Annotated in this window: 37 protein-coding genes; 23 read left to right on the top strand and 14 right to left on the bottom strand. The window is 57.7% G+C overall.

What is annotated here, in order from left to right; translation table 11 throughout:
- The first annotated feature begins 12 nt into the window (after positions 1–12).
- The gene (locus BW992_RS16840; protein WP_076406740.1) at positions 13–450 is read left to right on the top strand and encodes a hypothetical protein; all 438 of its coding nucleotides are present in this window, start codon (positions 13–15) and stop codon (positions 448–450) included.
- A gap of 350 nt (positions 451–800) precedes the next feature.
- Here the strand turns inward: BW992_RS16840 and BW992_RS16830 are convergent, their stop codons facing one another.
- Together BW992_RS16830 and BW992_RS16825 are read right to left on the bottom strand one after the other, a co-directional pair.
- Entirely contained in the window at positions 801–1,121 is a 321-nt protein-coding gene (locus BW992_RS16830) for a hypothetical protein (protein WP_076406735.1), read from the bottom strand.
- Positions 1,118–1,456, bottom strand: a complete 339-nt coding sequence (locus tag BW992_RS16825; RefSeq protein WP_076406733.1) for an MFS transporter — start codon at positions 1,454–1,456, stop codon at positions 1,118–1,120. The genes BW992_RS16830 and BW992_RS16825 overlap by 4 nt, the downstream gene beginning before the upstream one ends.
- 243 nt (positions 1,457–1,699) lie before the next feature.
- On the opposite strand from BW992_RS16825, the gene BW992_RS16820 reads away from it, so the two are divergent.
- Positions 1,700–1,879, top strand: coding sequence for a type II toxin-antitoxin system HicA family toxin (locus BW992_RS16820; protein ID WP_076406731.1), 180 nt, complete (start codon positions 1,700–1,702; stop codon positions 1,877–1,879).
- A 51-nt stretch (positions 1,880–1,930) separates the two neighbouring features.
- Entirely contained in the window at positions 1,931–2,353 is a 423-nt protein-coding gene (locus BW992_RS16815; RefSeq protein WP_076406729.1) for a type II toxin-antitoxin system HicB family antitoxin, read from the top strand.
- A gap of 320 nt (positions 2,354–2,673) precedes the next feature.
- Here the strand turns inward: BW992_RS16815 and BW992_RS16810 are convergent, their stop codons facing one another.
- From BW992_RS16810 to BW992_RS16765, 9 genes are all read right to left on the bottom strand, one after another.
- A complete protein-coding gene (locus BW992_RS16810; protein WP_076406727.1) occupies positions 2,674–3,369 on the bottom strand; it encodes a hypothetical protein in 696 nt (231 codons plus the stop codon).
- The gene (locus BW992_RS16805; protein WP_076406724.1) at positions 3,366–3,962 is read right to left on the bottom strand and encodes a recombination protein NinG; all 597 of its coding nucleotides are present in this window, start codon (positions 3,960–3,962) and stop codon (positions 3,366–3,368) included. Before BW992_RS16805 ends, BW992_RS16810 begins: the two co-directional genes overlap by 4 nt.
- On the bottom strand, positions 3,959–4,429 hold the full coding sequence (locus BW992_RS16800) for a hypothetical protein (protein WP_076406722.1): 471 nt from the start codon (positions 4,427–4,429) through the stop codon (positions 3,959–3,961). Before BW992_RS16800 ends, BW992_RS16805 begins: the two co-directional genes overlap by 4 nt.
- A complete protein-coding gene (locus BW992_RS16795; RefSeq protein ID WP_076406719.1) occupies positions 4,426–4,662 on the bottom strand; it encodes a hypothetical protein in 237 nt (78 codons plus the stop codon). Before BW992_RS16795 ends, BW992_RS16800 begins: the two co-directional genes overlap by 4 nt.
- On the bottom strand, positions 4,659–5,456 hold the full coding sequence (locus BW992_RS16790; RefSeq protein ID WP_076406716.1) for a hypothetical protein: 798 nt from the start codon (positions 5,454–5,456) through the stop codon (positions 4,659–4,661). The genes BW992_RS16795 and BW992_RS16790 overlap by 4 nt, the downstream gene beginning before the upstream one ends.
- On the bottom strand, positions 5,443–6,369 hold the full coding sequence (locus BW992_RS16785; protein WP_076406713.1) for a helix-turn-helix domain-containing protein: 927 nt from the start codon (positions 6,367–6,369) through the stop codon (positions 5,443–5,445). Before BW992_RS16785 ends, BW992_RS16790 begins: the two co-directional genes overlap by 14 nt.
- 1 nt (position 6,370) lies before the next feature.
- Positions 6,371–7,231 (bottom strand): BRO-N domain-containing protein, encoded by an 861-nt coding sequence (locus tag BW992_RS16780; protein WP_076406711.1) that lies wholly within the window; start codon positions 7,229–7,231, stop codon positions 6,371–6,373.
- Between the two features lie 314 nt (positions 7,232–7,545).
- Positions 7,546–7,746: a hypothetical protein gene (locus tag BW992_RS16770; protein WP_009048020.1), complete on the bottom strand. Its 201-nt coding sequence runs from the start codon at positions 7,744–7,746 to the stop codon at positions 7,546–7,548.
- A gap of 29 nt (positions 7,747–7,775) precedes the next feature.
- The gene (locus BW992_RS16765) at positions 7,776–8,012 is read right to left on the bottom strand and encodes a hypothetical protein (protein WP_076406705.1); all 237 of its coding nucleotides are present in this window, start codon (positions 8,010–8,012) and stop codon (positions 7,776–7,778) included.
- Between the two features lie 113 nt (positions 8,013–8,125).
- Here BW992_RS16765 and BW992_RS16760 point away from each other — a divergent pair, with 113 nt between their 5' ends.
- On the top strand, positions 8,126–8,929 hold the full coding sequence (locus BW992_RS16760) for a S24 family peptidase (protein ID WP_076407345.1): 804 nt from the start codon (positions 8,126–8,128) through the stop codon (positions 8,927–8,929).
- Between the two features lie 28 nt (positions 8,930–8,957).
- The gene (locus tag BW992_RS16755; RefSeq protein ID WP_076406702.1) at positions 8,958–10,973 is read left to right on the top strand and encodes an ATP-binding protein; all 2,016 of its coding nucleotides are present in this window, start codon (positions 8,958–8,960) and stop codon (positions 10,971–10,973) included.
- Here BW992_RS16755 and BW992_RS16750 read toward each other — a convergent pair.
- Positions 10,970–11,338: a DUF1654 domain-containing protein gene (locus BW992_RS16750; RefSeq protein ID WP_305955644.1), complete on the bottom strand. Its 369-nt coding sequence runs from the start codon at positions 11,336–11,338 to the stop codon at positions 10,970–10,972. The two genes, BW992_RS16755 and BW992_RS16750, sit on opposite strands and share 4 nt — an antisense overlap.
- Positions 11,339–11,830: 492 nt before the next feature.
- Here BW992_RS16750 and BW992_RS16745 point away from each other — a divergent pair, with 492 nt between their 5' ends.
- From BW992_RS16745 to BW992_RS16695, 12 genes are all read left to right on the top strand, one after another.
- Positions 11,831–12,055 (top strand): hypothetical protein, encoded by a 225-nt coding sequence (locus BW992_RS16745; protein ID WP_076406700.1) that lies wholly within the window; start codon positions 11,831–11,833, stop codon positions 12,053–12,055.
- A gap of 108 nt (positions 12,056–12,163) precedes the next feature.
- A complete protein-coding gene (locus BW992_RS26945) occupies positions 12,164–12,373 on the top strand; it encodes a hypothetical protein (protein ID WP_148049157.1) in 210 nt (69 codons plus the stop codon).
- Between the two features lie 538 nt (positions 12,374–12,911).
- Positions 12,912–13,199, top strand: a complete 288-nt coding sequence (locus BW992_RS16740) for a hypothetical protein (protein WP_076406697.1) — start codon at positions 12,912–12,914, stop codon at positions 13,197–13,199.
- Between the two features lie 21 nt (positions 13,200–13,220).
- On the top strand, positions 13,221–13,406 hold the full coding sequence (locus BW992_RS16735) for a hypothetical protein (protein WP_076406695.1): 186 nt from the start codon (positions 13,221–13,223) through the stop codon (positions 13,404–13,406).
- A gap of 18 nt (positions 13,407–13,424) precedes the next feature.
- Complete coding sequence (locus BW992_RS16730; RefSeq protein WP_076406693.1) at positions 13,425–13,850, top strand: hypothetical protein; 426 nt, start codon at positions 13,425–13,427, stop codon at positions 13,848–13,850.
- Positions 13,847–14,035 (top strand): hypothetical protein, encoded by a 189-nt coding sequence (locus BW992_RS16725; protein WP_076406690.1) that lies wholly within the window; start codon positions 13,847–13,849, stop codon positions 14,033–14,035. The genes BW992_RS16730 and BW992_RS16725 overlap by 4 nt, the downstream gene beginning before the upstream one ends.
- On the top strand, positions 14,035–14,238 hold the full coding sequence (locus BW992_RS16720) for a hypothetical protein (RefSeq protein WP_076406688.1): 204 nt from the start codon (positions 14,035–14,037) through the stop codon (positions 14,236–14,238). Before BW992_RS16725 ends, BW992_RS16720 begins: the two co-directional genes overlap by 1 nt.
- Before the next feature lie 153 nt (positions 14,239–14,391).
- Positions 14,392–14,712, top strand: a complete 321-nt coding sequence (locus BW992_RS16715; RefSeq protein WP_076406686.1) for a hypothetical protein — start codon at positions 14,392–14,394, stop codon at positions 14,710–14,712.
- Between the two features lie 42 nt (positions 14,713–14,754).
- The gene (locus BW992_RS16710; RefSeq protein WP_076406684.1) at positions 14,755–15,489 is read left to right on the top strand and encodes a hypothetical protein; all 735 of its coding nucleotides are present in this window, start codon (positions 14,755–14,757) and stop codon (positions 15,487–15,489) included.
- The gene (locus BW992_RS16705; protein WP_076406681.1) at positions 15,486–16,049 is read left to right on the top strand and encodes a siphovirus Gp157 family protein; all 564 of its coding nucleotides are present in this window, start codon (positions 15,486–15,488) and stop codon (positions 16,047–16,049) included. Before BW992_RS16710 ends, BW992_RS16705 begins: the two co-directional genes overlap by 4 nt.
- A gap of 7 nt (positions 16,050–16,056) precedes the next feature.
- Positions 16,057–16,650, top strand: a complete 594-nt coding sequence (locus BW992_RS16700; RefSeq protein ID WP_076406679.1) for a hypothetical protein — start codon at positions 16,057–16,059, stop codon at positions 16,648–16,650.
- Positions 16,651–16,719: 69 nt separating this feature from the next.
- Positions 16,720–17,028 (top strand): hypothetical protein, encoded by a 309-nt coding sequence (locus BW992_RS16695; RefSeq protein ID WP_076406677.1) that lies wholly within the window; start codon positions 16,720–16,722, stop codon positions 17,026–17,028.
- Positions 17,029–17,034: 6 nt separating this feature from the next.
- On the opposite strand, the gene BW992_RS16690 is transcribed toward BW992_RS16695, so the two are convergent.
- Positions 17,035–17,616, bottom strand: coding sequence for an AbiU2 domain-containing protein (locus BW992_RS16690; RefSeq protein WP_123397836.1), 582 nt, complete (start codon positions 17,614–17,616; stop codon positions 17,035–17,037).
- Between the two features lie 105 nt (positions 17,617–17,721).
- Between BW992_RS16690 and BW992_RS16685 the strand changes: the two genes are divergently transcribed.
- Positions 17,722–18,813 carry a DNA-methyltransferase gene (locus BW992_RS16685; protein ID WP_076406672.1) on the top strand — a complete coding sequence of 364 codons (1,092 nt, stop codon included), beginning with the start codon at positions 17,722–17,724 and terminating at the stop codon, positions 18,811–18,813.
- A gap of 11 nt (positions 18,814–18,824) precedes the next feature.
- On the opposite strand, the gene BW992_RS16680 is transcribed toward BW992_RS16685, so the two are convergent.
- The gene (locus tag BW992_RS16680) at positions 18,825–19,118 is read right to left on the bottom strand and encodes a hypothetical protein (protein ID WP_076406670.1); all 294 of its coding nucleotides are present in this window, start codon (positions 19,116–19,118) and stop codon (positions 18,825–18,827) included.
- 86 nt (positions 19,119–19,204) lie between these two features.
- On the opposite strand from BW992_RS16680, the gene BW992_RS16675 reads away from it, so the two are divergent.
- The 5 genes from BW992_RS16675 (at position 19,205) to BW992_RS16650 (ending at position 24,265) form a co-directional block, all read left to right on the top strand.
- Positions 19,205–21,274 carry a DNA cytosine methyltransferase gene (locus BW992_RS16675; protein WP_076406668.1) on the top strand — a complete coding sequence of 690 codons (2,070 nt, stop codon included), beginning with the start codon at positions 19,205–19,207 and terminating at the stop codon, positions 21,272–21,274.
- Between the two features lie 251 nt (positions 21,275–21,525).
- Entirely contained in the window at positions 21,526–21,960 is a 435-nt protein-coding gene (locus BW992_RS16670) for a hypothetical protein (RefSeq protein WP_076406665.1), read from the top strand.
- The gene (locus BW992_RS16665; protein WP_076406663.1) at positions 21,953–22,135 is read left to right on the top strand and encodes a hypothetical protein; all 183 of its coding nucleotides are present in this window, start codon (positions 21,953–21,955) and stop codon (positions 22,133–22,135) included. Before BW992_RS16670 ends, BW992_RS16665 begins: the two co-directional genes overlap by 8 nt.
- Positions 22,136–22,137: 2 nt before the next feature.
- On the top strand, positions 22,138–23,211 hold the full coding sequence (locus tag BW992_RS16660; RefSeq protein WP_076406661.1) for a hypothetical protein: 1,074 nt from the start codon (positions 22,138–22,140) through the stop codon (positions 23,209–23,211).
- A 322-nt stretch (positions 23,212–23,533) separates the two neighbouring features.
- Entirely contained in the window at positions 23,534–24,265 is a 732-nt protein-coding gene (locus BW992_RS16650; RefSeq protein ID WP_076406655.1) for a hypothetical protein, read from the top strand.
- Positions 24,266–24,306: the final 41 nt, after the last annotated feature.

Genomic DNA, 24,306 nt, shown 5'->3' with positions numbered 1-24,306 from the left:
GGATGCTAACTAATGAACAAGGCCCGTTGCCTTTCCCTCGCAGCCATGACACTCGCTTCTGCCTCTCTGGTTGGATGCGTGACCGCCCCCACCTGGTTGAATAGAGGACCGGCAGAAATTGTCACCGGGAAAGGACTAATTTCCTGCTATACCGATGCCAATATTATCGATGGAGAGCGGATGGAAGGCACGATCTGTGCGACACCTGAATCAGGCTTCTTCGGAGGCGGTGAGCCCGAGATCTATTTTGGTCCGTGGAACCGGAAATTCATGAGAGAGCCTGTCAGCGCAACGACAGAAGGAGTACAACGGGACTACAAAGGCAAAAAGGTCCTCCTCCAGTGCGACCCAGTCTTTGCGCGTGATAACAAAACTGAAACAGGTCGAGCTTGTAAGGTCACTATCAACGGCCAGCTTCTGGTAAGTGCGAACGTGGTTTTCAAATTCTGATTTGAATGCCGCTGGTTACACTCGATGAGGACGCCGCGATGGATGGGAAACTTGATGAACAGTCCATATTGCGTGCAGCTAGAGAGTGGGCAATCCGAACTGGAAGAGATGAAGCAATAGCCGTTAGCAGCGCCTCGGAAACAATGGCAGCATTGAAGACGAAGCTATCGCCGGACGAGTTCAAAGTCCTGCTAAGCAATCTTCTTCACCAATACGAAATCGACGGTAGCTGAAGCTTTGCCATCATCTGGCGCCATCCGCTGAGTCGAGTATTCAAATAGGCGGACGGCGCCTCTCATAACCTTCATTAGGTACCGAGGCAATGTGCTGATCCGCGAAACGTGTCTCGACTACCGCTTCTTATCGCAGTCCATGCAGTGCTCACAGTTCAGGTGTCGGCAGAGCCAGGCTCTCACCCTCGCCCACCAGATCACCATGAAAATATGGCGCAGGCCGGCCAGGGCCAGGGACATATGCAGTGTCAGGCCCGCGGTGGTAGGGCCGAAGAAAATGTTCTGGCTGCGGGTCATCACGACAAACCCGCTGATGGCGACCGCCGAATAGATCAGCTTGCCGAGGATGCCGTCTCGCACCCGACCACTGAGGACACACCAGGTCGCCCACAACGCAATCAGGCCGCAGGCGATGGAGTTGATCAGTTCAAGATTCATGGTGGATTGCCTCCCCCGAACCGCTGGCGGATAAGTGCCCAGAGGTCAGCGGCTTTGATTGCTCGGTTGATGGCGGCCAACAGTGAACCGCCGAAGGTGCCCAGCAGGAAGCCGATACCGGCAACGATCTTTGGCTCGGTGACATTCAGGTATGCGCTCACCATGCTCGTCAGGTACAGCGAGCAGGCAACCCCTGTGATGAGGAAGACCATCCAGGCGCGCCAGTCTGACAAGTCGTCCTTGTGCCACCAGCTCGCGACAACGGCACCAATGAGGCCCGCAATAAACAATTCGAACCTGTCGATCTTGTCGAGCAGGCGCTGTAGGTACTCCATGCGCTCGACTCCGGCTGTGCATGATTGAAGAAAAGGGCCGGTGTGAGCGGCCAAACGCTGTGGAGCAGCGGCGAATAGGTACTCCCCAGCAGCAATCCCAGCTCTGTGCAAAGGGTGTTGCGGGGCTGAAGACTTGAAACCCTATAGCGGAAGCCCTGAAAAGGGCCTCTTAAGTACAACAAATATGTTGTATTACCACAAAACTGTTGTATACTGGACTCACCCAAACAACGAGGCGAGGTGATGAAGTTCAGCGAGTTCAGACGATGGTTGAAGGCCCACGGGGTGACCTTCGAAGCAGGCAAAGGAAGCCACTTCAAAGTCACCGCCCCAAACGGCAACAAAACAACCTTCGCGGACCACGGATCCAAGGAAATGCCGGAACCGACCCGCAAGGCGATCATTAAACAACTGGGGCTCTAAGGGCCCCCTTCGCCATTCTGGAAACTGAACGATCACCTCCGAGGAGTGACCATGTACGACTTTGCAATTCGATTTGAACAGGACGCCACCGGTGTGGCTGTCTTCTGCCGGGATCTGCCAGAGCTGAACAGCTTCGGCGATGACATCGAGCACGCGATTCGTGAGGCGATGGACGCTATCGAGACCACTCTGTCGCTGTATGTCGATCAGCGCCGGGCGATTCCAGCCGCATCCGCTCCCCAGAAAGGCGAGCACGTCGTTCACCTACCCGCAGTGACGGTGGCGAAGATCGCTCTTTGGAACGAACTCATCGCGCGGGATATGCGCAAGGCCGACCTGTGCCGGCTGCTGGGTATTGCTCAGACCCAAGGCGATCGCCTGGTGGACTTCCTTCACACATCGAAGATGGAGGCCCTGGAGAATGCACTGGCCGCGCTCGGGAAACGACTTTCGGTTTCGGTCAAGGCAGCCTGAATAGGTGCGCAGTCTTTCCTGCTGTCAGCCAAAGACCTTCACGGCGTCGACGCCCCTATGCATCGATCTCGCCGCTCAGGTCTCGCGCCACCTTGCGTCAGATGGGTGTCAGGGCGCGCGGGCTGCCGGTGTTGTTTAAGCACGCCGCACTACCGGCTATCGGCGTCCAGGCCTTCCCGAAGGCTGTCCTGGCTACAGGTGAATTTGAGTCAATAAAAAACCCGGCGCGGTGGCCGGGTTCTTGTTCGTCAGTCCTACACACGCAGGAATGACAGGATGGGGATAATTTCGCTCATCCGCTCACCGATGTCAATAGGCGATCACGCAGCTCGATCAATCAGCAATCCCTCCGCACCCAGGATCTCTTCGGCATGTGCCAGCGCCTCGTTCACCAATCCATCGGCAGCCTTGCCGATGTCCTGGCGCCACCGGCGTCGAGTTGACTCTGGTGTCCCGTCATTGTCCCATGTGTTCATGTCGTAGAAGCTGTCCTTCAGAACGATCATGTCGGCAGAACGAGACTCATCCTTCTTCGCCTTGGCCTGGCCGGCCGCTACCGCCGCCTTCACCATCGACTCGCGCCGCCATGCCGGTGCGTCCAGCGGGATCTCAACCGACACAGATGTGATGACCTTTTGCCGAGCCCCCTTCAGTTGGGGGATCGCCCAGGCGGTTGTCGCCTTGAACAGGAACAGCTTCGGTGCCGGGGTGCTGATGAGGGCCTGCAAGGCAGCGATGGCCTGCACCTTTCGCCCCTTGTGGGTGCTGTACTTCGCGACCAGGGCATCCCAATGCCTCTGCTCGAGCGCACTGTGGAGGCGGGCAGAGACCCAGCAGTCCACCTGAGTGCGGTCGATGGTATCGGCGCCGCGAGAGCGTACCAAAGTTGCCATATCACCGCCCTCTTCCTCATCGGCAGAATTGTAGAGCTTCTGCCATGCCTGCTTGCTGGTATTGTCGATAGCTTCGGCGGCGAGGGCCGAAACAACTGCGTTCAGAACGCTTGGATAGATCATGCTGCAGCCCTCTTGAGTTCTCTGGTCTTAGCCCGGTATTCGGCCTTGATGGCTTTCAGGTCGTCGATGGTGTACTTGCGCACGCTCTGGTCAGCCTCCAGTGCCTGGACAGCTTCCAAGCCGATGCGCTCGATCAGGCCAATCCGGTAATCCACGGCATTTCCGGAGAGGAATCGGTTGTCCTGCTTGCTTTGTGCGTGGCAGTTGCGCTCATCGAAGCGCAGGTGCGGCGCGGAACCGACGCTGCGGTAGTGGCCGGCATCTACGGCGTTGCCGCTCCAGTCCAATGGCTTGCCACTGGAAATGCACAGGTGGCCGGCGGCCTGGTCCCGGGCGCGGATGTATGCGTTGAACGCCTGCTGGGCTTCGCGCATGTGGTCGCCGCGCGACTTCAGCTTCTCCTTGCGCACCTTGATCTCCCGGCGCTCGACCTGGGCCAGCGCCTTGCGCTTCTTCTCCGCCTTGGCCCGAGCGATAGCGACGCCACAGTCAGGCGAGCACCAGGTTTGGAAGCTGGCCCGAGGGACGAAAGAGGCCCTGCAGGTCTGGACGGCGCATTTCTTTGGGCGGGGCTGCTTAGCGAGGAGGCTCATGCCGCAACCTCATTCAGCAGATCGGCGAATACCACGCCCTTGGTCGTGAAGTACGTCGCCATCCGGTCGGTGTACTGGATGCCCTGGGCACGATTGAACAGGCTGGTCACCGGGAAGCCATCCGGGCCGAATAGCTTGTGCTCACCCATCAGGGCAAGCTTTTCCTCGTACGGCAGGTGGCGCATTACCCGGTACCAGGCCGCTTGGAATCCCGCGTCCTCGTTCAGCAGGATCTGCACGCCGAAGTGGAGCTTGCAGTACCGCCGGGCGTCCGCCGGGTCGCCGATCTGGGTCATTTCGGAGATCCGCTTGTACATCGCGAACCACAGGGCGTTCTGGTCGAGTGTCCGGTCCTTCCCTGGGCGCAGCGAGACCACCACGAACTTCTTGGCCTTGTACATGGCGGTCAGGCTGGTGATGGCTTCGGAGAGCTTGGCCTGGCAGTTGACGCTGATCTTGTCGGTCATAGGCACCCCGCAAAGTCTTCAAGCAGCCCTTGCTTGTCCTCGGCCAGCTTGTCGCGCTCTTTGCGCAAGGCTTCGTTCTCTTCCAGCAGCTCCAGCGCCACTTCCTCGAGCGTCTTCTCGCCCAGGAACTCATGCAGGGCCTCGGTGTTGCGCTGCCAGTCGGCGCAGTCAGCGCGGAATGAGGCGGCCTCGGCCCACAGCAGTTTTTGAAGCTTTTGTTTATCCATGGTCATTGCGGCGCCCTCTCCACTTCCAATTTCTGGGCCTGCCGAATCAGCAGCGCCCGGCGATCAGCCAACTCGGTGGCCGCTTCAATCCGCATCTCCGTTTTTTTCTTCTCGCTGGCCTGACGCATTTCCATCATCGAGCTCTTCACACCTTCGAGCTTTTCCCGGAGTCCTGGAGCTGGGCGAGTTACCGTGCCGGTAAGCAGCCCAACGATGGCGCGGCCATCCTCGGTGACCGGTGTCACACTGAGGTCAGCCAGGTACTTCTGCCCATGCTCGTGAGGGATTCGCTTCAGCTCCATGGCCTTGGTGACAGCTTGGATGCGCCGGTTGGCGTCGAACCCCACGGAAACGTGCCAGTTGACCGGCTTGGCGTCTTCCCGGGCCTGGCCCACGAAGCGCTCGTAGGCGCTGATGAACGCCATCCGTGCTCCGATCTTGTCCCCGGCATCGAGTACGGGCTTCGCGGCGGCCAGGGCGAGCTGGATTTCGTCGGTCAGCACCACGGTTTCGAACTCGTCGTTCGTGGTCATAGCGATGGCCCAGGCCTCGTCCTTTCCTGGGCGGCCATCGGATGACTGAACGCGCTGGAGGATGTCAGCCATGGACAGCTTGCCCTTCACCTCGAAGCGGCAGGCCTTCAGCGCAGCCTTGACGACAGGCACCGGGTAAACGCAAAGGTCCTCAGCCATCATCGCCGCCGTGCCCGGGTTCATTTCCTGCCCCATGGCTTCGGCAGTCGCGCAGATGGCCGAAGCCAGCCCGGCGACCTGCTGGTCGTTCATTTCAAAGGTATTCATTGCGGTCACCTGCTTGGCGTTTTGCCAGAACCAATTTGGCGGCCTGCTCCGCCGCGGAGACGTTCGCCTCGGTGCGCTCCATCTGGCGGGCAGTTGTTCCGTTGACGCGCTGCCCGGTCACCCACTGGGTGTGGTAGCTCTCTGCGTTTGCCAGGAGTTCGTTGAGGCTGTGGCACTTGCGCAGCACGGCGGCATCGCTGGTTTTCAGGAAGTGCGCAGCGACGTGGTGAGCCACATCGGCGCCGAGGCGGTCCACCAGTTGGCCCAGTTGCCCACCGACCTTCGCGTTCCAAACCGGCCAGGTGCTGTAGCGCTTGCGGTAGGCCATGGCGTAGTTCGCCCAGACCTTGAAGGTTTTGCAGGTCTGGTCCTTGGGGCCAGGCATATCTGCAGGGATCTCGACCCGGGGCGCCTCAATGCGATCAACCACCAGCACCAGGTTGCGAGATTGAGCCGGCGCGACCTCGGCGTGAGCCGGGGTTGCAACTGGTTCAATGACCGGTTCATTGACTGATTCAGAAGAGTGACTGGTTCTGGGTGCAGCTGCTGCACTACCCCCTGGTGCAGGAGATTCACTAGGGGGTGAACCTGCTGCACTACCCTGGTGAATCTTCTGCGCTACTCCTGGTGCAGGAGGTGCACCACCATCCAGTGTCAGGAAGTAAACGTTGGAGGAGTTACCCTTGGGGCCGCCCTTGCGGATTTCCTTGCGCAGCAGGCCAGCCTGCTCCAGGGCATTGATGTGGTTCATGACGGAACGCTTGCTGATTTCGCACTGGTCGGCGATGTGCTGATAGGACGGCCAGCATTCGCCCATGTCGCTGGCGTTGTCTGCCAGTTTGATCAGCACCAGCTTGCGCAATGGATTGCCGACGCGAATTTTCATCGCGGCGACCATGAGGCCCATGCTCATTTCAAGACTTCCCGACCAAAGCGACCAATTCAAGGAAGCGATCGACGTACCAGTGAGGCTGCGTCTCGCATGGGCATTGAGGGCTGGTGAGGTTCTTGCCGTACTGGAGGCCCTTTTCAGTCACGGACCAGAAGTCGACCATTTCGCCCTTGGAATTCTTGCGTTTGAGCTGCTGGAGAAAGCCACGAGCAGCCAGGGAGCGATTGAAGCCCGACGGCGAGCAGCGAATACCGTTGTCCTTCAGCAAGGCCGTGGCCGATTTGGTGGGCATGGAGGATCCGCCGGCGGCATCGGGCGCACCATCGACGGCGTAGCCAGGGAGAAACTTGGCATCGAGACCGTTATTGGCGGCGATCTTGGCGAGCATCATCATTTTGCTCGACGGTGCCGGCTTCAACAGGCGGTCGAAGCACTCAAGGATCGCCAGTTCGCCCACGATCTTGGCGTTGTTGGTTGGCTGAACAGAAAATCCACCTGTCTTACGGATGCTCGGCAGGACCTGGGCAACCACCCATTCCTCAAACTGCTCGGCGGCTGGCAGCTTCGATTTCATCACCAGTCGATAAAGGTCGCGCTCCGGAATGATCTGGACCGCTCGTACCTGACCTCCCATTTCGGTATGGCAGGTGTTCACCGCTTTGCAGTGGACGTTGATCGCCTTCGAAGTGTTGGCATAACCCAGGGCTTCAGCGATGTCTTTGGCAATGAACCATGGCTCGCCGTTTCCCTCGTCGATTACGCGAACGGGGAAGCCATGGAAATCAAATGGCGTAACGGGTTTTATCCGCGACACGTTTTTAGATCCGGCGAAACGTGTCGCGACATTGGCCGGGGTATTGATCGTTTGGTTTGTTTGGTGCATGATTTGCTCCACAACGTGTTTAAGAGAGCCGGGCCGCAATCCCGGCTTTTTTTCGTCTCGAATTTGGCAGAGGCCCTCTGGGTTACCCCGAAGAGTCCCTGCCAGAGGCCCTCATTGGGGGCACCAGCTGAAGGACATGGGCCTTCCTCCTTCCAACCTCGGAAAGCGCGCCACAGGCAATGGCGGTTTCTGTCATTTCGTTGATGGCACGGCTGAAGCACCAGCCGTTCACGCGCATCAGTTCCTCCACTCGCTTTCGCGTCTGCGGAGGCAGCCTTTCAAGCTCTACGGTCATTCGGCCCTCCAAAGGGGCTTCAGCCCGCGATATCTTCTTGTTTGTCCTGCATCAGTTCCTCGATCACGCCGTTGGCTACGGCCCATTCGATGATTTCGTACAGGTACGTCGCGTGCTGCATGCGGGTCTTCGTGGCGGCTCTACGCAGAATCCGATCAAGCACCGGTTCAAATCGAACCTTCACCGGAATGGCACGCTTTTGATTGGGGTCCATGTACATGCTTCGATGCTCCTGGCTGTTGAAGGTGGTTACGCGGCGCCTTTCAGCGCCTTGCGGGCGAATGAGATGAGGTCGGGACGCAGACCGGCGATAGTGATCTCACCGGCACTGGCGTCCTGAAGTCGCTCGGCAAGCTCGGTAGAGGCCTTCCGGTGACCACCTGCGAGCTGCCACAGATGGCCCACAGTGGTCTTGGCGTCGGCTGCGACCTGCTGCCGACGCTCATTCGTGGCCCTGCCCAACCAATCACGGAGGTGATCATTCATGAGGGTTCTCCTTACACTTATGGCGAAATTTAGCTTATGGCTAATGTTCAAGCAAGGAAAATTTAGCTTTGCGCACATTTAGCAGGCAGCTAAACACTGGCATTCTTCGCCGCATGGATATCTATGAGATTCGCAAGCACAACCTGGTAAAGCTGATTGGCAGCCAGAGAAAAGGGGCCTGTGCCGAGCGCTGGGAAATGTCGGCTGCGCATTTGAGCCAGATTCTTTCCGACAAGACGGCCAAGAACTTGGGCGATGACGTTGCTCGGCGCATTGAAGTGCTAGAGGGCCTGCCGCGTGGCTGGTTCGACTCACTGCCGGACGATGCGAAAGAGGTCGACCCCGGTCCGGCGTCAGCAGCCGACCTGGTCAAGCAGATGCTGGCGAAGAGCGGCAAGGGAATCCCAGAGGAGACGCGGCAGCGGTTGTTGGCTGCAGCCGAGGAAGTTCAGCCTGCCACCTCTTCCAGCAATCAAATCGCCGTCCCAGCTGATGGCGATATTTCTATCCCTCAGTACGACGTAAGAGCTGCCATGGGCCACGGCCAGGTGCCCGCCGAGTACAGCGAAGTCATCCGCAATGTTGTGATTCGCGAAGAAGTTCTGAGAGAGAAAGGCGTGACCTATACCACTGCCCAGGCCCTGGCGATGATTACTGGATGGGGTCAGAGCATGGAGGGGACGATCAACGACAAAGATCCGGTGATCGTTGACCGAGGCGTAAACGACTACCAGGGTGAGGGGGTGTACGTGCTCACCTGGCATGGTGATCTACTGATCAAACGCCTGCAGCGGAAAGACGAGGACCATGTCTGGTTAATTTCAGATAACAAGATCTATGACAGGCAGCCCGCCCGCTTCGATGACGTAGCAATACACGCCAAAGTACTGCTCGTGTGGAATGCTAGAAAGGTTTAACTCGACAAATTTTATAGGGAGATCTTCTTTGTCAGCCAACTTTATTTCCCAGGACTTCTCTGGCTCCAACACGATTACACACAGCGGTATTTTAAAGCACTTCAAAACAGTAGAACCAGTACAAGCATTAGCCGAGCTCGTATGGAATGGGTTCGACGCAGGCGCTTCATTTGTCAATATTTCAATTGAAAGCAATGACATAGACGGAACCGAGCTGTTAACCATCCTAGACAACGGCAAAGGTATTAATTTTAAATCACCACAAGATAACTTTCGACGCTTTAACGACTCATTAAAAAAAGACTCTTATGACACGCATGGCTCCCATGGGCGCGGCCGACTTGCATTTCATAAAATTTGCAATACAGCAACATGGTTTACAAGGTACGAGGGCGACAACGCCATTATTAGAGTTTCAAGCAGCAATCTTAGCGATATAGAAGGCCGCACTATTCCAACTGCTGACCAACACTCCTTTCTCGACGGGATCGATTCCGGCACATGCGTCGTCCTTTCTGACTTCAAAAACAATTTCCCCAATCAAGATTTTATTATTTCTGAATTTAGGCGGATTTTTGGCGCACAACTTGCTTTGATGCCACATAAGTCTTTGCGCGTGAATGGCGCCATTGTAATACCGCAAGACCATGACTTATATGAAGTCAAGGTGAATTCTAAGGGCGATTTATTTGAGGTGAAGCTCCTTCACTGGAAAGAGAAACCTGGCTCTGAAAAGTCATTTATTCACCTAATCAACACCAATAGTAAAATTCTTTATAAATTCCACAGTAGCCTCAATCGTAAACGAGGGTATTACTCATCAATCTATGTGAGGTCCGCGCTATTCGACCGATACAGCGACGATAGCGAATCTATTCACGAACCAATTGGGGCATTCCTTGTAAGCAGTCAGTTCAAGGACCTAGAGAGTGAAATTGGCGTATTTGCGAAGCGCATGTATGCTGAATTCCTTATCAAACAAGCTGAAAAGCACGTATCCCAGTTTGAAGAGGACGGCGACTTCCCAGAATATCCCAATCTGGATCCTCAAGAATCAAAATGGCGCTTGTCACATGTAAAAGACATCGTTAAGGCCGTATTAATTCGCGAACCAAGCTTACTAGTAGGAAATAATAAAAAACAGCGCCGACTAATCATAAGATTATTAGACAGACTTTCCGTTTCGAACGAAAATAGCGGCATATTTGAAATCTTAGAAAGCATTCTAAATTTAGATGCCGCCGCCATGACAAAACTTGCCGACCAGCTCAAAAAAACAAAGCTCGACAACATCATAAACACCATTGAAATCCTGCAAAATCGAGAGTTGGCGATTTCCCAGATTAAGGAAATCATGAACACTCATTATGCCACAGTTCGCGAGACCCCTGACCTTCAGGCCGTAATCGAAAGTAACACATGGTTATTTGGAGCCTCGTACGAAATCCTAGGGGCTGAAGAGGCGAGCTTTACGGAAACCACTCGAAATCTTCGCGCAACCATTAAAGAGATTGAGAGGGTAGATGTGGGCGACCTCGCTGAGGGGGTAGAAATTGAAGGAGCGAAAAAGCAGGTAGACTTGCTGCTTGTCCGAAGACAGCCTCAGATCGACCCAAGCGGCAGAAAATATTTCCGTTGCGTCATAGTAGAAATCAAGCGCCCCGGCGTGGCCTTGAATGACAAACACCTACAACAACTGGACACGTATGCTTCAATTTTGAGTAGATACCCTGCTTTTAACAGTGATTTAACTCGGTTCGAGTTACTTCTCATTGGCCGTAGCATTTCAAGTGAAGCGTTTGGAATCCAAAATCGCCTAGATACCTCTAAGGTTCATGGTGAGCCAGGCTTGGTAACCTCTACTTCCAAGATCAAGACCTATATCAAAACCTGGCCCAGAATTTTTGATGAATTTGAACTTACTAATGATTACTTATTAGAAAATCTGAAAACTCAGCGAGCTGACCTTTCATCAGTCACTAAAGATGAGCTATTGGCAGGCCTCACCACTCGTAGCACTGTAGCCGAACCGACGGAAGCTTAGATTGGCTCAGGTGGTGGGTCAGCTAAAGGCCCATCACAGCTAAAAAGGCACCCCCTCTCGTGTCGGACAAGATCCAGGTCCACCTCCCTCTCAATCACCCGATCGTCATCCGTAGCAGCCCCCCACTGCAGGATCACCGACCCGTCATCACAGAACGTCATGTCCAGGCCGTCGGTTTCCGAAAGCAACTCCATGATCCGCTCCCAATCCTGATCGCTGTCGGAGTCCAGGCGGTGAATCAGCACCCTCCTCCCCAACTGCGCTATCGGTGAGTTGATCATCGCTGATACGCGCAGGCCCAGGCGCTCCAGTCCGGTCAATTCGGGGGACGCGGTCATTAAGTTGTCTTCTAGTACTGCTGCCATTTGTTATCTCCAATACTGTATATGCGTACAGCCTTATCGAGATCATAGCTCAGTGCTAAACGAAGCGAAAAGCCGCGGCCACTGGCAAGGCGCTTCAGCAAGCTGTTTATCGCCCGGCGAAAATAATTTAGCTCAACGCTATTGACGTCACTTTAGCTTGAGGCTAAATTTCACCTCAGCGCCACAGAACACCGAGGCGCCAGGGCCTAAACAGACCCGCCGCTCTTTAACAGCTCAGGATCCTCGCCATCGACTACCCCGGGTTTCATCCGGTAAGTGCGAGCAACAAATAGTCGATGCCATGCCAGCTCTGGGACTGGCCGTGCTCCCACATGTGAGTACGCGAAACCACGCAAGCCACCCGATGTGACGCCAGATGCGGCAGCGGGCAGCGAGAGGACTCCGGCGATGCGCGTGGTGGAGAAGCAACACCCACAGATTTACTGATGCCGCTTCTATGAGGCGGCATTGGAAATCAGAGGAGGCAAGACGATGGAAATCACTGGAATCCAGATCAAGAGCATGCAGAGCGCACTGCGCAACTACGACGCGATCATCCTCAAGTTTGGCGACATGCACTTCACCAAGGATCTTCAGTCCGGCACTGGTGGAGATCGTGACATACGCCGTGTAGAGCAGATGTCCAAGGCCTTCGGCGTTGCTCTCGACTGCTATGAGCCTCGGCTGCAAGAACGAATCGCGGAAGCCTTGAAGTAGCTATGAGCCGGTTATGAGCTGACTGACTCATAAAACTTCATAGCCGGACCTTTTCACTGATGCCCATCCAGAGTGGTGGGCATTGGGAAAACAACCGAGGGTAGGACGATGCAAATCGAAATTGACCTGGCCGGAAAGGCAGCGCCACACCCGGCAATTGCACAGTGGTTGAAAGTTGCTGAGGAGGCGGAACGTGCTGGTGTTTCCGGCGATGCAGCTCGGCGAGCCGCTCGTAGTATCGAAATTGAGCAGGAGACAAGTATCGCCGTCTGCGCATGCTGCTTCAAGCCTTTTGGCCGGGGCACTTTGCACTACTGAACAACCAGCGCCACGACAGCCTGTCGTTAACTGCCCGATCCCCTGGCGCCGGAAGGCATGCCCAGGCCGTATCGGAAGTCACACGGCACCGCGAAAGCGCTAGCCGGCACCTGGGAGAAAGGGGGCGATCAGCTCACAGAGTGATCCGCCGCACGAGTAAGGCATGACCCCGGCTATGTGTGACTTCCGATGCGGACGAAACTGCGGCCTATAACCGCCCACCTGCATCACCCAAGCAAACCGTGGGTTTATAACGGAAGCATCTGGAGCGTTACGGTTTCCATTGCATGGTTACAGCACCGGCCAGTTGACCCGGGTGGTTGGGTGCCGCCCCTGCGGATAAGCCTGGACACTTCGATGATCTGGTGCGTGATCCAGACGACGAGGTAATACGGCGGTGAGAGCCCGCGCCGGAGACGTAACCGGCATCCCCTTCCCCGACAACACCCGAATGCACTCCCCTCCGCGCCTAACGGCAACCAGCGGAGCGGACGAGTGCATTGCGAGTTTTGTTGGATCAACCACTGAGGAAACCAGCATGTGCAATTGCGCTACCGAAGTTGAAGCGGCAGCCAAGGAAAAGATTCGCGCCAAGTTGCCAGAAGGCTCCCGCGACTTCTCCGTCGAGCTGCAAGGGTTCGCCTGGCTCCTGGGCGGCACCGTGAGCATGAAGAACAAGCTGAACCTGCACATCGAGTACGAAGTGCCCAAGAAGAAAGGCGACGGGTTCCAGCGCAAGAAGCAGGACATGTCGATGCTCGGCAGCTACTGCATGTTCTGCGGCGAGAAGTACGACAAGGACGAGCCGAAAGCCGACGCCGCCTAACCCCAAACACTGGAGGTCGCCATGTGCGATGAACAGTTCCATTGCCCACAGTGCGGCGACCCTACAGAAACGCTGCACGAAGGATATTGCGAGCAGTGTTGCAACGGCAATCAGGCGGCGCTGGACGATCACAACCATCAGCACGACCGCTGGGCCCGCCTGAGCAGCATCGACCGGGACGCTGAAATCAAGCGCGCCCACCGATAACGCCACTTGGAGGCAACCATGAACGCAGCACTGAATATCTGTCAGGCCATGCACGACGCGAAGTTGCCTCCTCCGGTCAGTGAGACGCGGGAAGAGGTAGCACGGGCTGAGTGGCTGTACAACGCGGTGGAGCAGTTGGTCCGGTTCAAGACCGACGTAATGTTCCAGCGCCGCATGCGCAAGCCGCAAGGCGTCACGGTCGCTGAGCTGGCCCTAGCAATCGATGAGTATGCGAATGGCAGGCTTGCCGACGGCGATGTGGTCACCCCGGCGCTCGGCTGGCTGCTGATGACCATAGACAGCCGGCCAGACCAGAACGCCGTCGCAGAGATTCTGGGGCCAAGCGACCACCCATTCGGAAAGCGAGGCGAAATCGCACAGGCCCTGCTTGAGCCCTTGGCCGACGACGCCCTGATCGCCCAGGCCGAGGACGACGTGCTGTGAGTCCTCACATCCTCATCGACCAAGCGTTGGAAAGCCTGGAGCACCCCGACAGCGAGCCAGGCGCCCAAGCCGTCGTTCAAAACATGATCAACAACATGATGACTGGCGAGTTGATCAGCATCGACGAGTTCAACCACTACTGCCAGCGCCTCAACAAGATCGTAGCCAGGCGCAAGGAGTCGTAATGAGCACTGCACCGGTTAAATCCCTGATCGACGAGCAGATCGAAGAGCTGCCAGCCGACCGCATGATCCTGGCCTTCACCCACGAAAAGTGGCTGGGCGCCCTGTCGCTGGCTCATGACGCCGGCATTCCCAACGTCCATGCCTGGTGTGGCCGGGCCTGCCTTTGCGGTGAATGGACTGTTGCTTACGAGGTGAAGGCATGACCCGCCAGCAACTGCGCAGGATTTACGCCTGGCGCGGCTCAGCCATTGTCCTTCTGTTGTGCACCGCCTGGATGCTTGCGAGCGCCTACGCTGGTCACATCACTCAATAAACCAACCCTTCAAGCGCTGCGCGCGTCGCGGCAGGGAATCGTTATGACTGAACAAAAGCACACGCCCGGGCCTTGGATCGCTCGCAAGACTGCTGGTCAAGGATGGCCGGGGCAGCGCGGTTGGGCAATCGACTTCAACGAAGACCAGGAGCAGGTCGTGGACTTCGTTTATGAGGCGGCGGACGCCAAGCTTATTGCCGCCTCCCCGGATCTTCTTGCTGATCTGATTGTTGCGGCCGGAACACTGCGCCGTTACGAGGCTCTGCACCGGGTAAAGGGCACCGCGGAGAGTCTGGAAAAAGCCGAGGTGAACGCAGGACTTGCAACCCGCTTCGAAGCGACCATCGCCAAAGCCACCCAATAACCTACTTCACAGCGCCCCTCTCCGGTGGCGCGGAGAACAGCCATGTCCAATACCCGGATTTGGGACCAGGTCGACGTAACCGATCCAAGCGCAACGAAAAACTTCACTGGCATGGGCGGATTCAAAGGGACCGCCATCAAACCAACCTACCTGATGCGCAAGGCGACCGAACTGTTCGGGCCGTGCGGTGAAGGTTGGGGCTGGGCGGTACTTGAAGAACGCTTTGATGAAGGAGCTCCGCTTCAGGCGCCAACCAAGGAATGGCCGGATGCTCCACGCATAAACGCTAAGTTGCACACTCTGAAAATTCAGCTGTGGTACCTGGGCAAGGATGGGCAGAAATGCACCGTCGAGCAGTACGGACACACACCGTTCATTTACCTCCAGCAAGGGAAAATCCTCACCGACTGGGAGGTTTCGAAAAAGTCGCTTACAGACGCCATCGGCAAGTGTCTGCAACCGCTCGGGTTCTCGGCAGACATCCATATGGGGCTGTTCGACGATGCCGCCTACGTCGATGCCGTACGCGACGAGGTCGCCATTTCCAAAGCTGAAGACAGGGTTGCCGAGGAGGAGCGGCAGAAACAGGAGCGCCTGGACTACATCAAGTCAGTCGTCGAAACCATGCAAGGCGCCCAGTCGCTGCAGGAGCTCAAGAAGCTGCACGACCACGCCGTGCGCCGACTGACCGCCCGCAACGACGAGAACGCCATCAAGCGCATCGCCAAAGAGCTGCGCGACCTCTCCCCTAAATTCACCCAGGAAGCAACAGCATGACTCAGCTCTACGCGCTCACCGGAAAACTGGCAGAACTGCAGGCCATGGCCGACACCGATGATGAGGGCCTAAAAGAGGCCATACAGCACGCCATGGACGAGATCGCCGGCGACTTCAACGAGAAGGCCGACAACATCGTCATGCTGCGTCGAAACATCGAAAGCGACGTGGCAGCGATCGACAACGAAATCGAGCGTCTGACCGAGCTCAAGCGGATCAAGTCCAACAGCGTGTCGCAGATCAGCGACTACCTGCGCCGCAACATGGAAGCCGCCAACATCAAGTCGATCAAACGGCCGCTGTTCACCATCACTCTGGCGATGGGTAGCGAGCGTGTGATCGTTGACAACGAAGATGCGGTGCCAGACGAACTGACGTCTGTGAAATCGAGCATCTCGCCCGACAAAAAAGCCATTGCCGCCAAGCTCAAGGAGATCCGCGAGCACAACGAGGCAGTCCGCAAGCGCATTGCCGCCGGCGAAGACGCTGAGCATGAACTTCTGCCGGAGCCGACTTGGGCGCACCTCGAGCGCGGCGACAGTTCCATTCGCATCAAGTGAGGTCACCATGATCAGCAACCACCTAAGCCTGGTCGAGCACAACCGGCCTCAGGCGGACGCCCTTTCCGATCAGGTCGCCCAGTTCCTGGCCGCGGGCGGACGGATCGAAGTAGCCGAGCCCTTCGGGTACAAGCCCAGACCGATCACCTACAGCAATCAGATGCCACCGGCGCCAAAGCCGTTTGTGCGTCGAAAACCAAAACCGGAGCCCGCTCCCGTCTCAGTGGCGGACACCCGGCACATGGAAAGAATGAGGCAGGTCGAAACAATCCGATCCATGGCAGCGACGCACACTCAGTCCGAAGTCGTCGAGAAGCTGGGCATCAGCCGACGCAAACTCTACAACATCGCCCAGGAATACGGCCTGAAGTTCAAGCGGCCCGCCCGGGGTGGCGCTAACGATGCGCACCGGCAAGAGCACATGGAAGCCCGGGACGCGAAATTCGCCGAGCGGATCAGGGCTTTCCTCGAACTGGGCATCGCCCGTCGCCAGGTATGCGGGAAGCTGGGGATCGCCAACAAAACCCTAGAACGCATCCTGGAAGAGCACGGAATCGACTACCCGAAAGCGCGTCGCGGATGTACTTCATGCGTCGCATAGCACGGGTCCAACAACGCAAACGACAGACCTGGCTGGCACTGCCGGCCAGCGGAATTGAAGAGGTAGGCCATGGCCAAGAGCAACGCGGAATTACAGAAGGACAAACGCGCCAAGGAGAAGGCGTTGCTCAAGCGGATCGGCGCCGAGAAGCGCACGCTGATTGTTTCGAAAGCGCTCGATGACGCTCTACTGGTTCTGGGCGAACGCCACGGCTTCGAGGAATGGCAGGAAACGGTGTCGACTTTCCTGATCAACCTGGCCGAGGCGCCGATCGAAGACTCCGCCCGTTTCGCCAACATGTCGCGACCTGAAATCGTTATTACTGAAAAACAGTCGCGGCAGCTCCAACGATTCGCACGGACCGGAGTTGAAGCCTGACCTATATCACTTTCCAGCCTCTAAGCGACGAAGCAACTCGAACCCATCATCACCCGCCCTCAACTGCCAAGGCTCTACGCGCAAGACGGCATCGATTCCACCAGGAAGGCCTTCGCAAAGATGAACACAGAACTTATGAGCATCTTGGAGTAGATTCATAATATCGCCATCTTTGATTGTGTGAGATACGGACGCAGCCCCAAGAACTGTGGCTAAATCATTGTGTGCGATCAGCTTGTTTCTGAATGCCTTAATATTCAGCGCCTCGTAACGATTCTTGAGCTCGCTGAATTCTAAAAGCAACGCGTCACTAGCATACGCACGGTACTTGTGTTCTAAAAAATCGAGAGACAAGTTTTCGTTAGAGCCCATCGCCTTCGAATCGAAAACTGCAGACACGCGAGTCAGTATACTAATGAACATGGACTTCTGAATGATGCTAAATACCGAAGTAATATTTTTATTCAGAATCTCCGCCGAACCCAAAAAACAGTACAGTTGTTCGTATAGCTGAACTTCTCTCATGATGTCGGAGATGTAAGATTTGTAACGCGAAAGTTCTGTAAGTGCTGTCTTCAGATCAAACATAGTCATCTCCCTGATCCGGCACCATGCCGATCACCCGTAATACCCCAACCCAAACCAAATTGCCACCACCGGTCACGGAGGGCGGCGCCTGACTGGAAATCAAACATGACCCCTTCCCACCAGATACTGGTCGGCGACTGCATCGACATGATGCGGACGTTGCCGGACCAGTCAGTGCAGTGCTGCGTAACCAGCCCGCCCTACTTCGGGTTGCGGGATTACGGCATGGCCGAACAGATCGGCCTGGAGGAGACGCCGGCCGAATTTGTAGCTCGCCTGGTGATGGTTTTCCGGGAGGTGCGCCGGGTGCTGCGCGATGACGGTACGGCCTGGGTCAACATGGGCGACACGTACGCCTCTATCGCCGGCGGGTATGCTCCAGGCGGATCGGCAGGCAAGCACGACATGGTTTCCCAGTCCACGCGGGGGGCTGTGTTACGCGGTAAGCGGCGGTCTCCGCCGACTGGCCTTAAACAGAAGGATCTGATGGGCATCCCGTGGCGTCTGGCCTTCGCTCTCCAGGACGATGGCTGGTATCTGCGTCAGGACATTATCTGGCACAAGCCGAACCCAATGCCCGAGTCGACCAGGGACCGCTGCACCAAGTCACACGAGTACCTGTTCCTGTTGAGCAAATCTCCTCGCTATTACTACGACCAGGACGCGATCAGGGAGCCGGTAGCCCTTAGCTCGATCACGCGACTGGCTCAGGATCTCGAGCAACAGCTGGGTAGCGATCGCGTGCCTGGAAAGGCAAATGGTCCAATGAACGCGGTACGAAGCAAGCGAGACAGCTTCAAGCGGGAGGATTCAAAGCGGGAGCAGGCGATACCCGGGCAAACTGCCGGCACTCATCGGCCCGACCGTCAAGAGAGCGAATATCCTCTGGATACACGCAACAAGCGCAGCGTTTGGACCGTGCCGACACAGGGATTCAAGGGCGCCCACTTCGCGACCTTCCCGCCTGAGCTGATTCGCCCATGCATTCTGGCCGGGGCACCGCGCGGCGGTGTAGTGCTTGACCCGTTCGGCGGTGCCGGTACCACTGCGGTGGTCGCTATGCAGGAGGGGCGGAGGTCGATCCTATGCGAGCTGAACCCGGAATATGCGTCCATGGCCGAACGCCGGATCGCGGCGGCCTGGCTGGACGGTGCAGCTCAGATGGACGTGTTTCACGACTCCGCGCCAGCAGCCTGACTTGGTAAGACTCAGTCGTCCCTGTCAGCGCTCTCCTTCATCTTCGCGCACCAACCGCAAAGGCCGCCGTTATGCATCGCTTCGTATTTTTCGCTCCACGGAATGTCGCAGCCCCGAACACATGCCCCGGGATCAAGCGATAACACATCACGCTTGAATACAAATAACTGTTTTTCAGAAAGCGACTCATCGCCCTTGTCGATTACTTGGCGGGTTATCCCCGCGGCATCCCCGTCGATATAACCGCCATCCAGCAGCTCGATAAGGAAGTCGGTGTAGCCGTCGTCATCGTCGAACTCACGCATAACAATTCTCCACTAACCCGGCCCCATGCCGGGCCATCAACCAATAGCCCACAAACTCGAATCACGCCAACCGGCGAGGATCTTCTATGTCCGCACACAAGAAGAAGCACCCCTTCGATTTCAAAACCCAATACGGACTCGGCTTCAACCCTCAGGATGACGAGATCGTGGTCGATTTTTTCTGCGGTGGCGGCGGTGCCGGTACCGGCCTGGAGATGGGTTTGGGCCGGGCGGTGGCCGTGGCGAAGAACCACAGCCCCGCTGCTATCAGCATGCACACCGTCAACCACCCCGCCGCCCGGCACTTCACTACCGATGTGTTCGAGGGTGATCCCGATACCGAGTGCGGCGGCCGGCCCGTTGGCTGGTTCCATATGTCGCCGGATTGTACCCACCATAGCCAGGCCGCTGGTGGTCAGCCGCGCAAGCGCGAGATCCGCAACCTTTCGTGGATTGGCCTGAAGTGGGCAGGCATGAAACGGCCCCGGGTTATCAGCCTGGAGAACGTGAAGCAGATCCTCCAATGGGGGCGCCTGATCGCCAAGCGGGACAAGGCTACAGGTCGAGTCGTGAAGCTCGGCGGCGAGGTGGCGGCACCGGGCGAAGTGGTGCCTGTGGGCCAGCAGTTCCTGGTGCCAGACCCGAAGCACCGCGGCAGAACCTGGCGCCGCTTCGTACAACTGCTCGAAGGTATGGGCTATGCGGTGGAATGGCGAGTCATCAAGGCCTGTGACTTCGGCGCACCAACCAGCCGGGAACGACTGTTCATGATCGCCCGGTGCGACGGCCAGCCGATCGTGTGGCCGGAGCCGACCCACGCGAAAAACCCAGTTAAAGGCCAACAGAAATGGAAGACCGCCGCCGACTGCATCGACTTCAGCGACCTGGGCAAAAGCATCTTCGGCCGCAAGAAGGACTTGGCCCCGGCCACGCTTCGCCGGGTCGCCAAGGGCATGAAGAAATTCGTCATCGACAATCCATCACCTTTCATTGTGCCGATCGCCAACTGGTCAGGTGAAGCCGTCCAGTCTGCTGATGAGCCGCTGCGTACCATCACCAGTTGGCCCCGCGGCGGATCATTTGCCATGGCAAGCCCGGTGGTCGCCCCAGCTACTCATCAGGGCAGCGTGCGGGTGAACGACCCGATGGAGCCGCTACCCACGGTGACATGCGCGAACCGCGGTGAGTTGACGCTGATCAGCCCGGTGATGGTTACCGCCGCGCATGGCGAAGGGAAGCCTGGAGGCGTTCAGCGCTGGGGCGATGGCTGCAAATCCTCTGCTGACCCATTGGGCACCGTCACCGCCAGCGGCGGGCACTCAATTGCAGCGGCGCACCTGGTGAAGTTCCGCTTCAATGACGCCGGCAAAGCGGTCGACGAACCACTGCCAACCATCACCAGCGGCGGCAACTATCAGCGCCCGGCCGGGGCCGCTCACGCAATGGGCATATCCACGGTGTTCATGGCTCAGATGAACGGAGGCTTCAACACCACCGATGCCAAGAGCATCGACGAACCGATGACGACGGTGACCAATACCGGCAGCCAGCAGCAACTTGTATCGGCCAACCTGGTGCACCTGCGTGGCAACTGCGATGTACGGGACGTCAACGATCCGCTGCACACCGTCAGCGCCGGCGGCCAGCACCACGGGTTGGTGAGCGCATTCATGGAGCGTGCATTCGGCGCCAGCGTGGGCCAGGGCCTGGAGGGGCCCGCCCCCACCATCACTGCCGGCGGTGGCGGGAAAAGCTCTCTGGTGTCGCTGACACTCTCGCCTGAGCACGAAGCCGGTGCCCTGCGAGTCGCGGCGTTTCTGATCAGCTACTACGGCACCGAGAACATCAGCGCCTGCGATGCCCCGGCGCCGACGATCACTACCAAGGACCGTCTGGCCATGGTCACCGTGATGGTTAAGGGCACGCCGTATGTGATCGTCGACATCTGCCTGCGAATGCTGAAGCCGTCCGAGCTGTACAAGGCCCAGGGCTTCCCGGCCGACTACATCATCAGCCACGGAGCCGAGGGCAAGCCCTTCACCAAGACCCAGCAGGTCCACATGTGCGGCAACAGCGTCAGTCCACCGCCGATGGCAGCTCTGGCCCGGGCAAACGACCCATGGCGCGTGGCTGAGCGGCAGGCAGCCGCAGCATAGCTCACGCCGATGGCATAACCAGCAGCCAATCACATATCCAGCTGATCAGCCTAAAAATCAGGTCCACAAGGATCTGGCACATCAGGTCTTCAAAAATTCTTCTCATGGCAACACGCCTCAAGTAGGTCCAGTGTGGTGGCAGCACTGCGCTGCCTCCTCCTACTGTGCGGGTTCGACTTACTCCCTTTCCTCTTGGGCTTTTTCCAATTCCCACTCCACCGCCCGGGCCTGCCCCGGCAAAGGACATAGCCATGCCCGCAGAAAAGAAAACGCAGCGATACACCTTCAAAGGCGCCGCTGGTGAGTACGTCTACGCCGCAGACTTCGACCGCGTCCAGGCAGAGAACGGAGCCCTCCAGGAACTGCTCAACCAGCGCGACGAAGCGCTCCACGACCTGGAACAGCGTCGCCATGCAGAGCAGCAGGCGTGCCAGGCGGCAGAGCGGCGGGTTGAGGAGCTGGCGGCTGAGGTTAAGCGACTTGATCTGATGGTTTCTCAGGGCGATTACAACTACGACGCAGACCGGGCCCAATTTAAAACCCGCATTGCGGAACTGTCAGCGGATAGCCAACACCTTCGCAAGCTGCTCGGCCAGGCACTCTCGGCGGTCAATCCTACTAAACGGCTCGCGAAGGATATTCGTGCCGCCCTCAACCCCACCGCCGAGGCAGCAAGCCATGAGTAAGACCGCGTTTCTCAAGGAAAAGACCGACGCAGAATGCCGCCAGCTGGCCGCGCACTATTGGCACCGTGCGAACAAGGCCGAGAAAGAGCGCGATTCGATCCGTAGAGAGGTCGACAAAATTCGCGCCGAAAACAGCCGACTTATCGGCCTGGCACACTCGATGATTGAGGGCTGACCATGACGAATAAAACCGTAACCCTGTCGCGGGAGCTGACAGACAAAATCGAATCGCATCTTGACCTTCGCGCTAATTTCGACCCGTCCTACCCGGGCGAAACGATGCCACGGAACAACGAAGCGGTCTTGCTCTTGGAGCTGCGCGCCGCCCTGGCTGACCCTGTGCCGCCTGCTGGCGGGGAGGTGGAAGTGCTGGGGTATCAGGTGACACGGACCACGCCGACAGGAAACGTACGCCTTGACCGCCCTTTGCTGTCCAAGGTCTTGGATGGATGGGAACCAGCTTTCAAGGTAGTTGAACTGGTAGACCGCGCCCACGTCACCCGGCTACAGGCGGAACTACATGAGATGGACAAGAAAAATGATCAGCTGCTTGCTGATCGATCCCGGCTACAGGCCGAGGTTGAGAGTCTTCAACTTGAATTCATGACCAAAGATGCTGAGATAAAGCTTGGTGACGAGTATGCGGCTTACATGGATAAACGTTGTGCAGCAGAGGCTGAGGTGGAGCGGTTGTCGCAAATAGGCTCCGCCTACGATGAAGCCATTTCAGCAAGCAATGAACTTGGCTATGCGGCAATGTGCGCAGCTGATGTGATCCGGCATCAAGCCGATGAACTGACTGACCTGCAAGCCGTGCTGACCAAGGCGCTGGAGTGCCTGAGCACCGCCAACGACAAGCTGCGTCGCCAGGACATCGCCTCACAGTACAAGGACGGCCAGACAGCCAAGCATGAAGGGGAGCTGGCTATGCTGCAAGCCGAACTGACTAAGGTGCGGGAGTTGGTGCTGAAACTAGCGAATGCTGGCTCTCAGACATCCGGCTTTTCGTCCAACCTCATGCGTGAGGCGCGGGTTTACCTCGCCCACCAATCCGCACCAGCCGCGAAGGATGACGACTGGCAAATGAACCCCTGCAAGCAAGGCCACCGCGACATCGGTGCCGCTGGCGGCGTGGCGCACTGCTACACCTGCGACGAGAAGATCACGGCGGCCACCACCCAGGAAGCCTTCGAGCAGTGGAACGCCGCGCACCCGGCGGTGCAGAGCCTGGAGAAGAAAGGCCATGATTGACCTCAACGGCCTATCCCCTTCGGCCCGCTCTGCTGCAATGCGTGGCGGCACTGCTGCCTGGGGCCAGATCGGCGGCCTACCCGAACAGATCCGATACAGGGAGGTGCGCCCGAAGCGCCCCGGCCGGAAAAAGAAATGCCACTGCGGTTGCGGCACGCCGAAAACGCATCTCGGCATGGCTAACGGCGTGTGCTTGACGAGCGGCTGCGAGCTGTATGTTCGGCGCTGGGTCAAATCTCGATAGGAGTACATCCGTACTCCCCCCGCAAAACCTGTAACCCCTCCCCTTCAAAGTCAGCCGCTATAGCGGCAAGGACGACTCATGACTCAAATAAAGGAACGGCCGATCCTGTTCTCGGCGCCGATGGTGCGCGCCATTCTGGAGGGCCGGAAGACGGTCACGCGGCGAGCGGTAAAGATTCAGCCCCGTTCGAAAGCCGACATCGGCAGCTATGGCCTGGGCCAGCCGTTCATCCGCCACCCTGATGTAACGAAGAGAAATCCAGAGTGCCCCTACGGACGGCCCGGCGACCGACTGTGGGTGCGGGAAACCACGGAGGCGGACGAGGACACAGCCGAATGCGCGATTCTTTCTCGTTACGTAGCTGACCATGCGCCGGTGCTTTACTCGGGCTGCGAGGACCCGGAATACAACGGAACCTGGGCCCACTGGGATTATCCTCGCCAATCCAGGCCCAGCATCCACATGCCGCGCTGGGCCAGCCGCATACTGCTGGAGATCATCGACGTGCGCGTCGAGCGCCTGAAGGACATCAGCGATGAGCAGGCGCAGGCCGAGGGCTGCTTCTTCACCGACTACGGCAAACAGTGCTTTCACGGTGGGCACGGATGGAAAGACGTCGGCGATTGCCCGGCGGTCGCCGGCCATCAGCAGCGCGAAGGCTGGATGTGGGACAAGACGACCAGCCATGAGCAATGCCTGGGCTCAGCGCGGCACGCCTTCGGCAACCTCTGGAACAAAGTGAATGGCCCTGATGCTTGGGACGCCAACCCCTGGGTCTGGGTCGTCGAGTTCAAGAGGGTTACGCCATGATCCCCAAAGCCCTGGCCCTCAGCGCAATCCTGTGGGTACCG

This window comes from Pseudomonas sp. 7SR1 (assembly GCF_900156465.1).
Lineage (GTDB): Bacteria > Pseudomonadota > Gammaproteobacteria > Pseudomonadales > Pseudomonadaceae > Aquipseudomonas.
The sequence above is the reverse complement of the archived record's forward strand: the minus strand, read 5'-3'. Positions and strand labels throughout refer to the sequence as shown.

What these genes read in the sequence shown, in the direction of transcription:
- BW992_RS16805 (WP_076406724.1), bottom strand. Translation starts at nt 3,962, where the DNA reads ATGAGCCTCCTCGCTAAGCAGCCCCGCCCAAAGAAATGCGCCGTCCAG.
- BW992_RS16685 (WP_076406672.1), top strand. Translation starts at nt 17,722, where the DNA reads ATGACCCCTTCCCACCAGATACTGGTCGGCGACTGCATCGACATGATG.
- BW992_RS16690 (WP_123397836.1), bottom strand. Translation starts at nt 17,616, where the DNA reads ATGTTTGATCTGAAGACAGCACTTACAGAACTTTCGCGTTACAAATCT.
- BW992_RS16765 (WP_076406705.1), bottom strand. Translation starts at nt 8,012, where the DNA reads ATGAATGATCACCTCCGTGATTGGTTGGGCAGGGCCACGAATGAGCGT.
- BW992_RS16820 (WP_076406731.1), top strand. Translation starts at nt 1,700, where the DNA reads ATGAAGTTCAGCGAGTTCAGACGATGGTTGAAGGCCCACGGGGTGACC.
- BW992_RS16825 (WP_076406733.1), bottom strand. Translation starts at nt 1,456, where the DNA reads ATGGAGTACCTACAGCGCCTGCTCGACAAGATCGACAGGTTCGAATTG.
- BW992_RS16660 (WP_076406661.1), top strand. Translation starts at nt 22,138, where the DNA reads ATGACGAATAAAACCGTAACCCTGTCGCGGGAGCTGACAGACAAAATC.
- BW992_RS16695 (WP_076406677.1), top strand. Translation starts at nt 16,720, where the DNA reads ATGGCCAAGAGCAACGCGGAATTACAGAAGGACAAACGCGCCAAGGAG.
- BW992_RS16740 (WP_076406697.1), top strand. Translation starts at nt 12,912, where the DNA reads ATGTGCAATTGCGCTACCGAAGTTGAAGCGGCAGCCAAGGAAAAGATT.
- BW992_RS16830 (WP_076406735.1), bottom strand. Translation starts at nt 1,121, where the DNA reads ATGAATCTTGAACTGATCAACTCCATCGCCTGCGGCCTGATTGCGTTG.
- BW992_RS16735 (WP_076406695.1), top strand. Translation starts at nt 13,221, where the DNA reads ATGTGCGATGAACAGTTCCATTGCCCACAGTGCGGCGACCCTACAGAA.
- BW992_RS16810 (WP_076406727.1), bottom strand. Translation starts at nt 3,369, where the DNA reads ATGATCTATCCAAGCGTTCTGAACGCAGTTGTTTCGGCCCTCGCCGCC.
- BW992_RS16710 (WP_076406684.1), top strand. Translation starts at nt 14,755, where the DNA reads ATGTCCAATACCCGGATTTGGGACCAGGTCGACGTAACCGATCCAAGC.
- BW992_RS16670 (WP_076406665.1), top strand. Translation starts at nt 21,526, where the DNA reads ATGCCCGCAGAAAAGAAAACGCAGCGATACACCTTCAAAGGCGCCGCT.
- BW992_RS16815 (WP_076406729.1), top strand. Translation starts at nt 1,931, where the DNA reads ATGTACGACTTTGCAATTCGATTTGAACAGGACGCCACCGGTGTGGCT.
- BW992_RS16760 (WP_076407345.1), top strand. Translation starts at nt 8,126, where the DNA reads ATGGATATCTATGAGATTCGCAAGCACAACCTGGTAAAGCTGATTGGC.
- BW992_RS16675 (WP_076406668.1), top strand. Translation starts at nt 19,205, where the DNA reads ATGTCCGCACACAAGAAGAAGCACCCCTTCGATTTCAAAACCCAATAC.
- BW992_RS16770 (WP_009048020.1), bottom strand. Translation starts at nt 7,746, where the DNA reads ATGTACATGGACCCCAATCAAAAGCGTGCCATTCCGGTGAAGGTTCGA.
- BW992_RS16705 (WP_076406681.1), top strand. Translation starts at nt 15,486, where the DNA reads ATGACTCAGCTCTACGCGCTCACCGGAAAACTGGCAGAACTGCAGGCC.
- BW992_RS16785 (WP_076406713.1), bottom strand. Translation starts at nt 6,369, where the DNA reads ATGAGCATGGGCCTCATGGTCGCCGCGATGAAAATTCGCGTCGGCAAT.
- BW992_RS26945 (WP_148049157.1), top strand. Translation starts at nt 12,164, where the DNA reads ATGCAAATCGAAATTGACCTGGCCGGAAAGGCAGCGCCACACCCGGCA.
- BW992_RS16720 (WP_076406688.1), top strand. Translation starts at nt 14,035, where the DNA reads ATGAGCACTGCACCGGTTAAATCCCTGATCGACGAGCAGATCGAAGAG.
- BW992_RS16795 (WP_076406719.1), bottom strand. Translation starts at nt 4,662, where the DNA reads ATGACCATGGATAAACAAAAGCTTCAAAAACTGCTGTGGGCCGAGGCC.
- BW992_RS16700 (WP_076406679.1), top strand. Translation starts at nt 16,057, where the DNA reads ATGATCAGCAACCACCTAAGCCTGGTCGAGCACAACCGGCCTCAGGCG.
- BW992_RS16840 (WP_076406740.1), top strand. Translation starts at nt 13, where the DNA reads ATGAACAAGGCCCGTTGCCTTTCCCTCGCAGCCATGACACTCGCTTCT.
- BW992_RS16750 (WP_305955644.1), bottom strand. Translation starts at nt 11,338, where the DNA reads ATGGCAGCAGTACTAGAAGACAACTTAATGACCGCGTCCCCCGAATTG.
- BW992_RS16680 (WP_076406670.1), bottom strand. Translation starts at nt 19,118, where the DNA reads ATGCGTGAGTTCGACGATGACGACGGCTACACCGACTTCCTTATCGAG.
- BW992_RS16665 (WP_076406663.1), top strand. Translation starts at nt 21,953, where the DNA reads ATGAGTAAGACCGCGTTTCTCAAGGAAAAGACCGACGCAGAATGCCGC.
- BW992_RS16715 (WP_076406686.1), top strand. Translation starts at nt 14,392, where the DNA reads ATGACTGAACAAAAGCACACGCCCGGGCCTTGGATCGCTCGCAAGACT.
- BW992_RS16800 (WP_076406722.1), bottom strand. Translation starts at nt 4,429, where the DNA reads ATGACCGACAAGATCAGCGTCAACTGCCAGGCCAAGCTCTCCGAAGCC.
- BW992_RS16790 (WP_076406716.1), bottom strand. Translation starts at nt 5,456, where the DNA reads ATGAATACCTTTGAAATGAACGACCAGCAGGTCGCCGGGCTGGCTTCG.
- BW992_RS16780 (WP_076406711.1), bottom strand. Translation starts at nt 7,231, where the DNA reads ATGCACCAAACAAACCAAACGATCAATACCCCGGCCAATGTCGCGACA.
- BW992_RS16730 (WP_076406693.1), top strand. Translation starts at nt 13,425, where the DNA reads ATGAACGCAGCACTGAATATCTGTCAGGCCATGCACGACGCGAAGTTG.
- BW992_RS16745 (WP_076406700.1), top strand. Translation starts at nt 11,831, where the DNA reads ATGGAAATCACTGGAATCCAGATCAAGAGCATGCAGAGCGCACTGCGC.
- BW992_RS16650 (WP_076406655.1), top strand. Translation starts at nt 23,534, where the DNA reads ATGACTCAAATAAAGGAACGGCCGATCCTGTTCTCGGCGCCGATGGTG.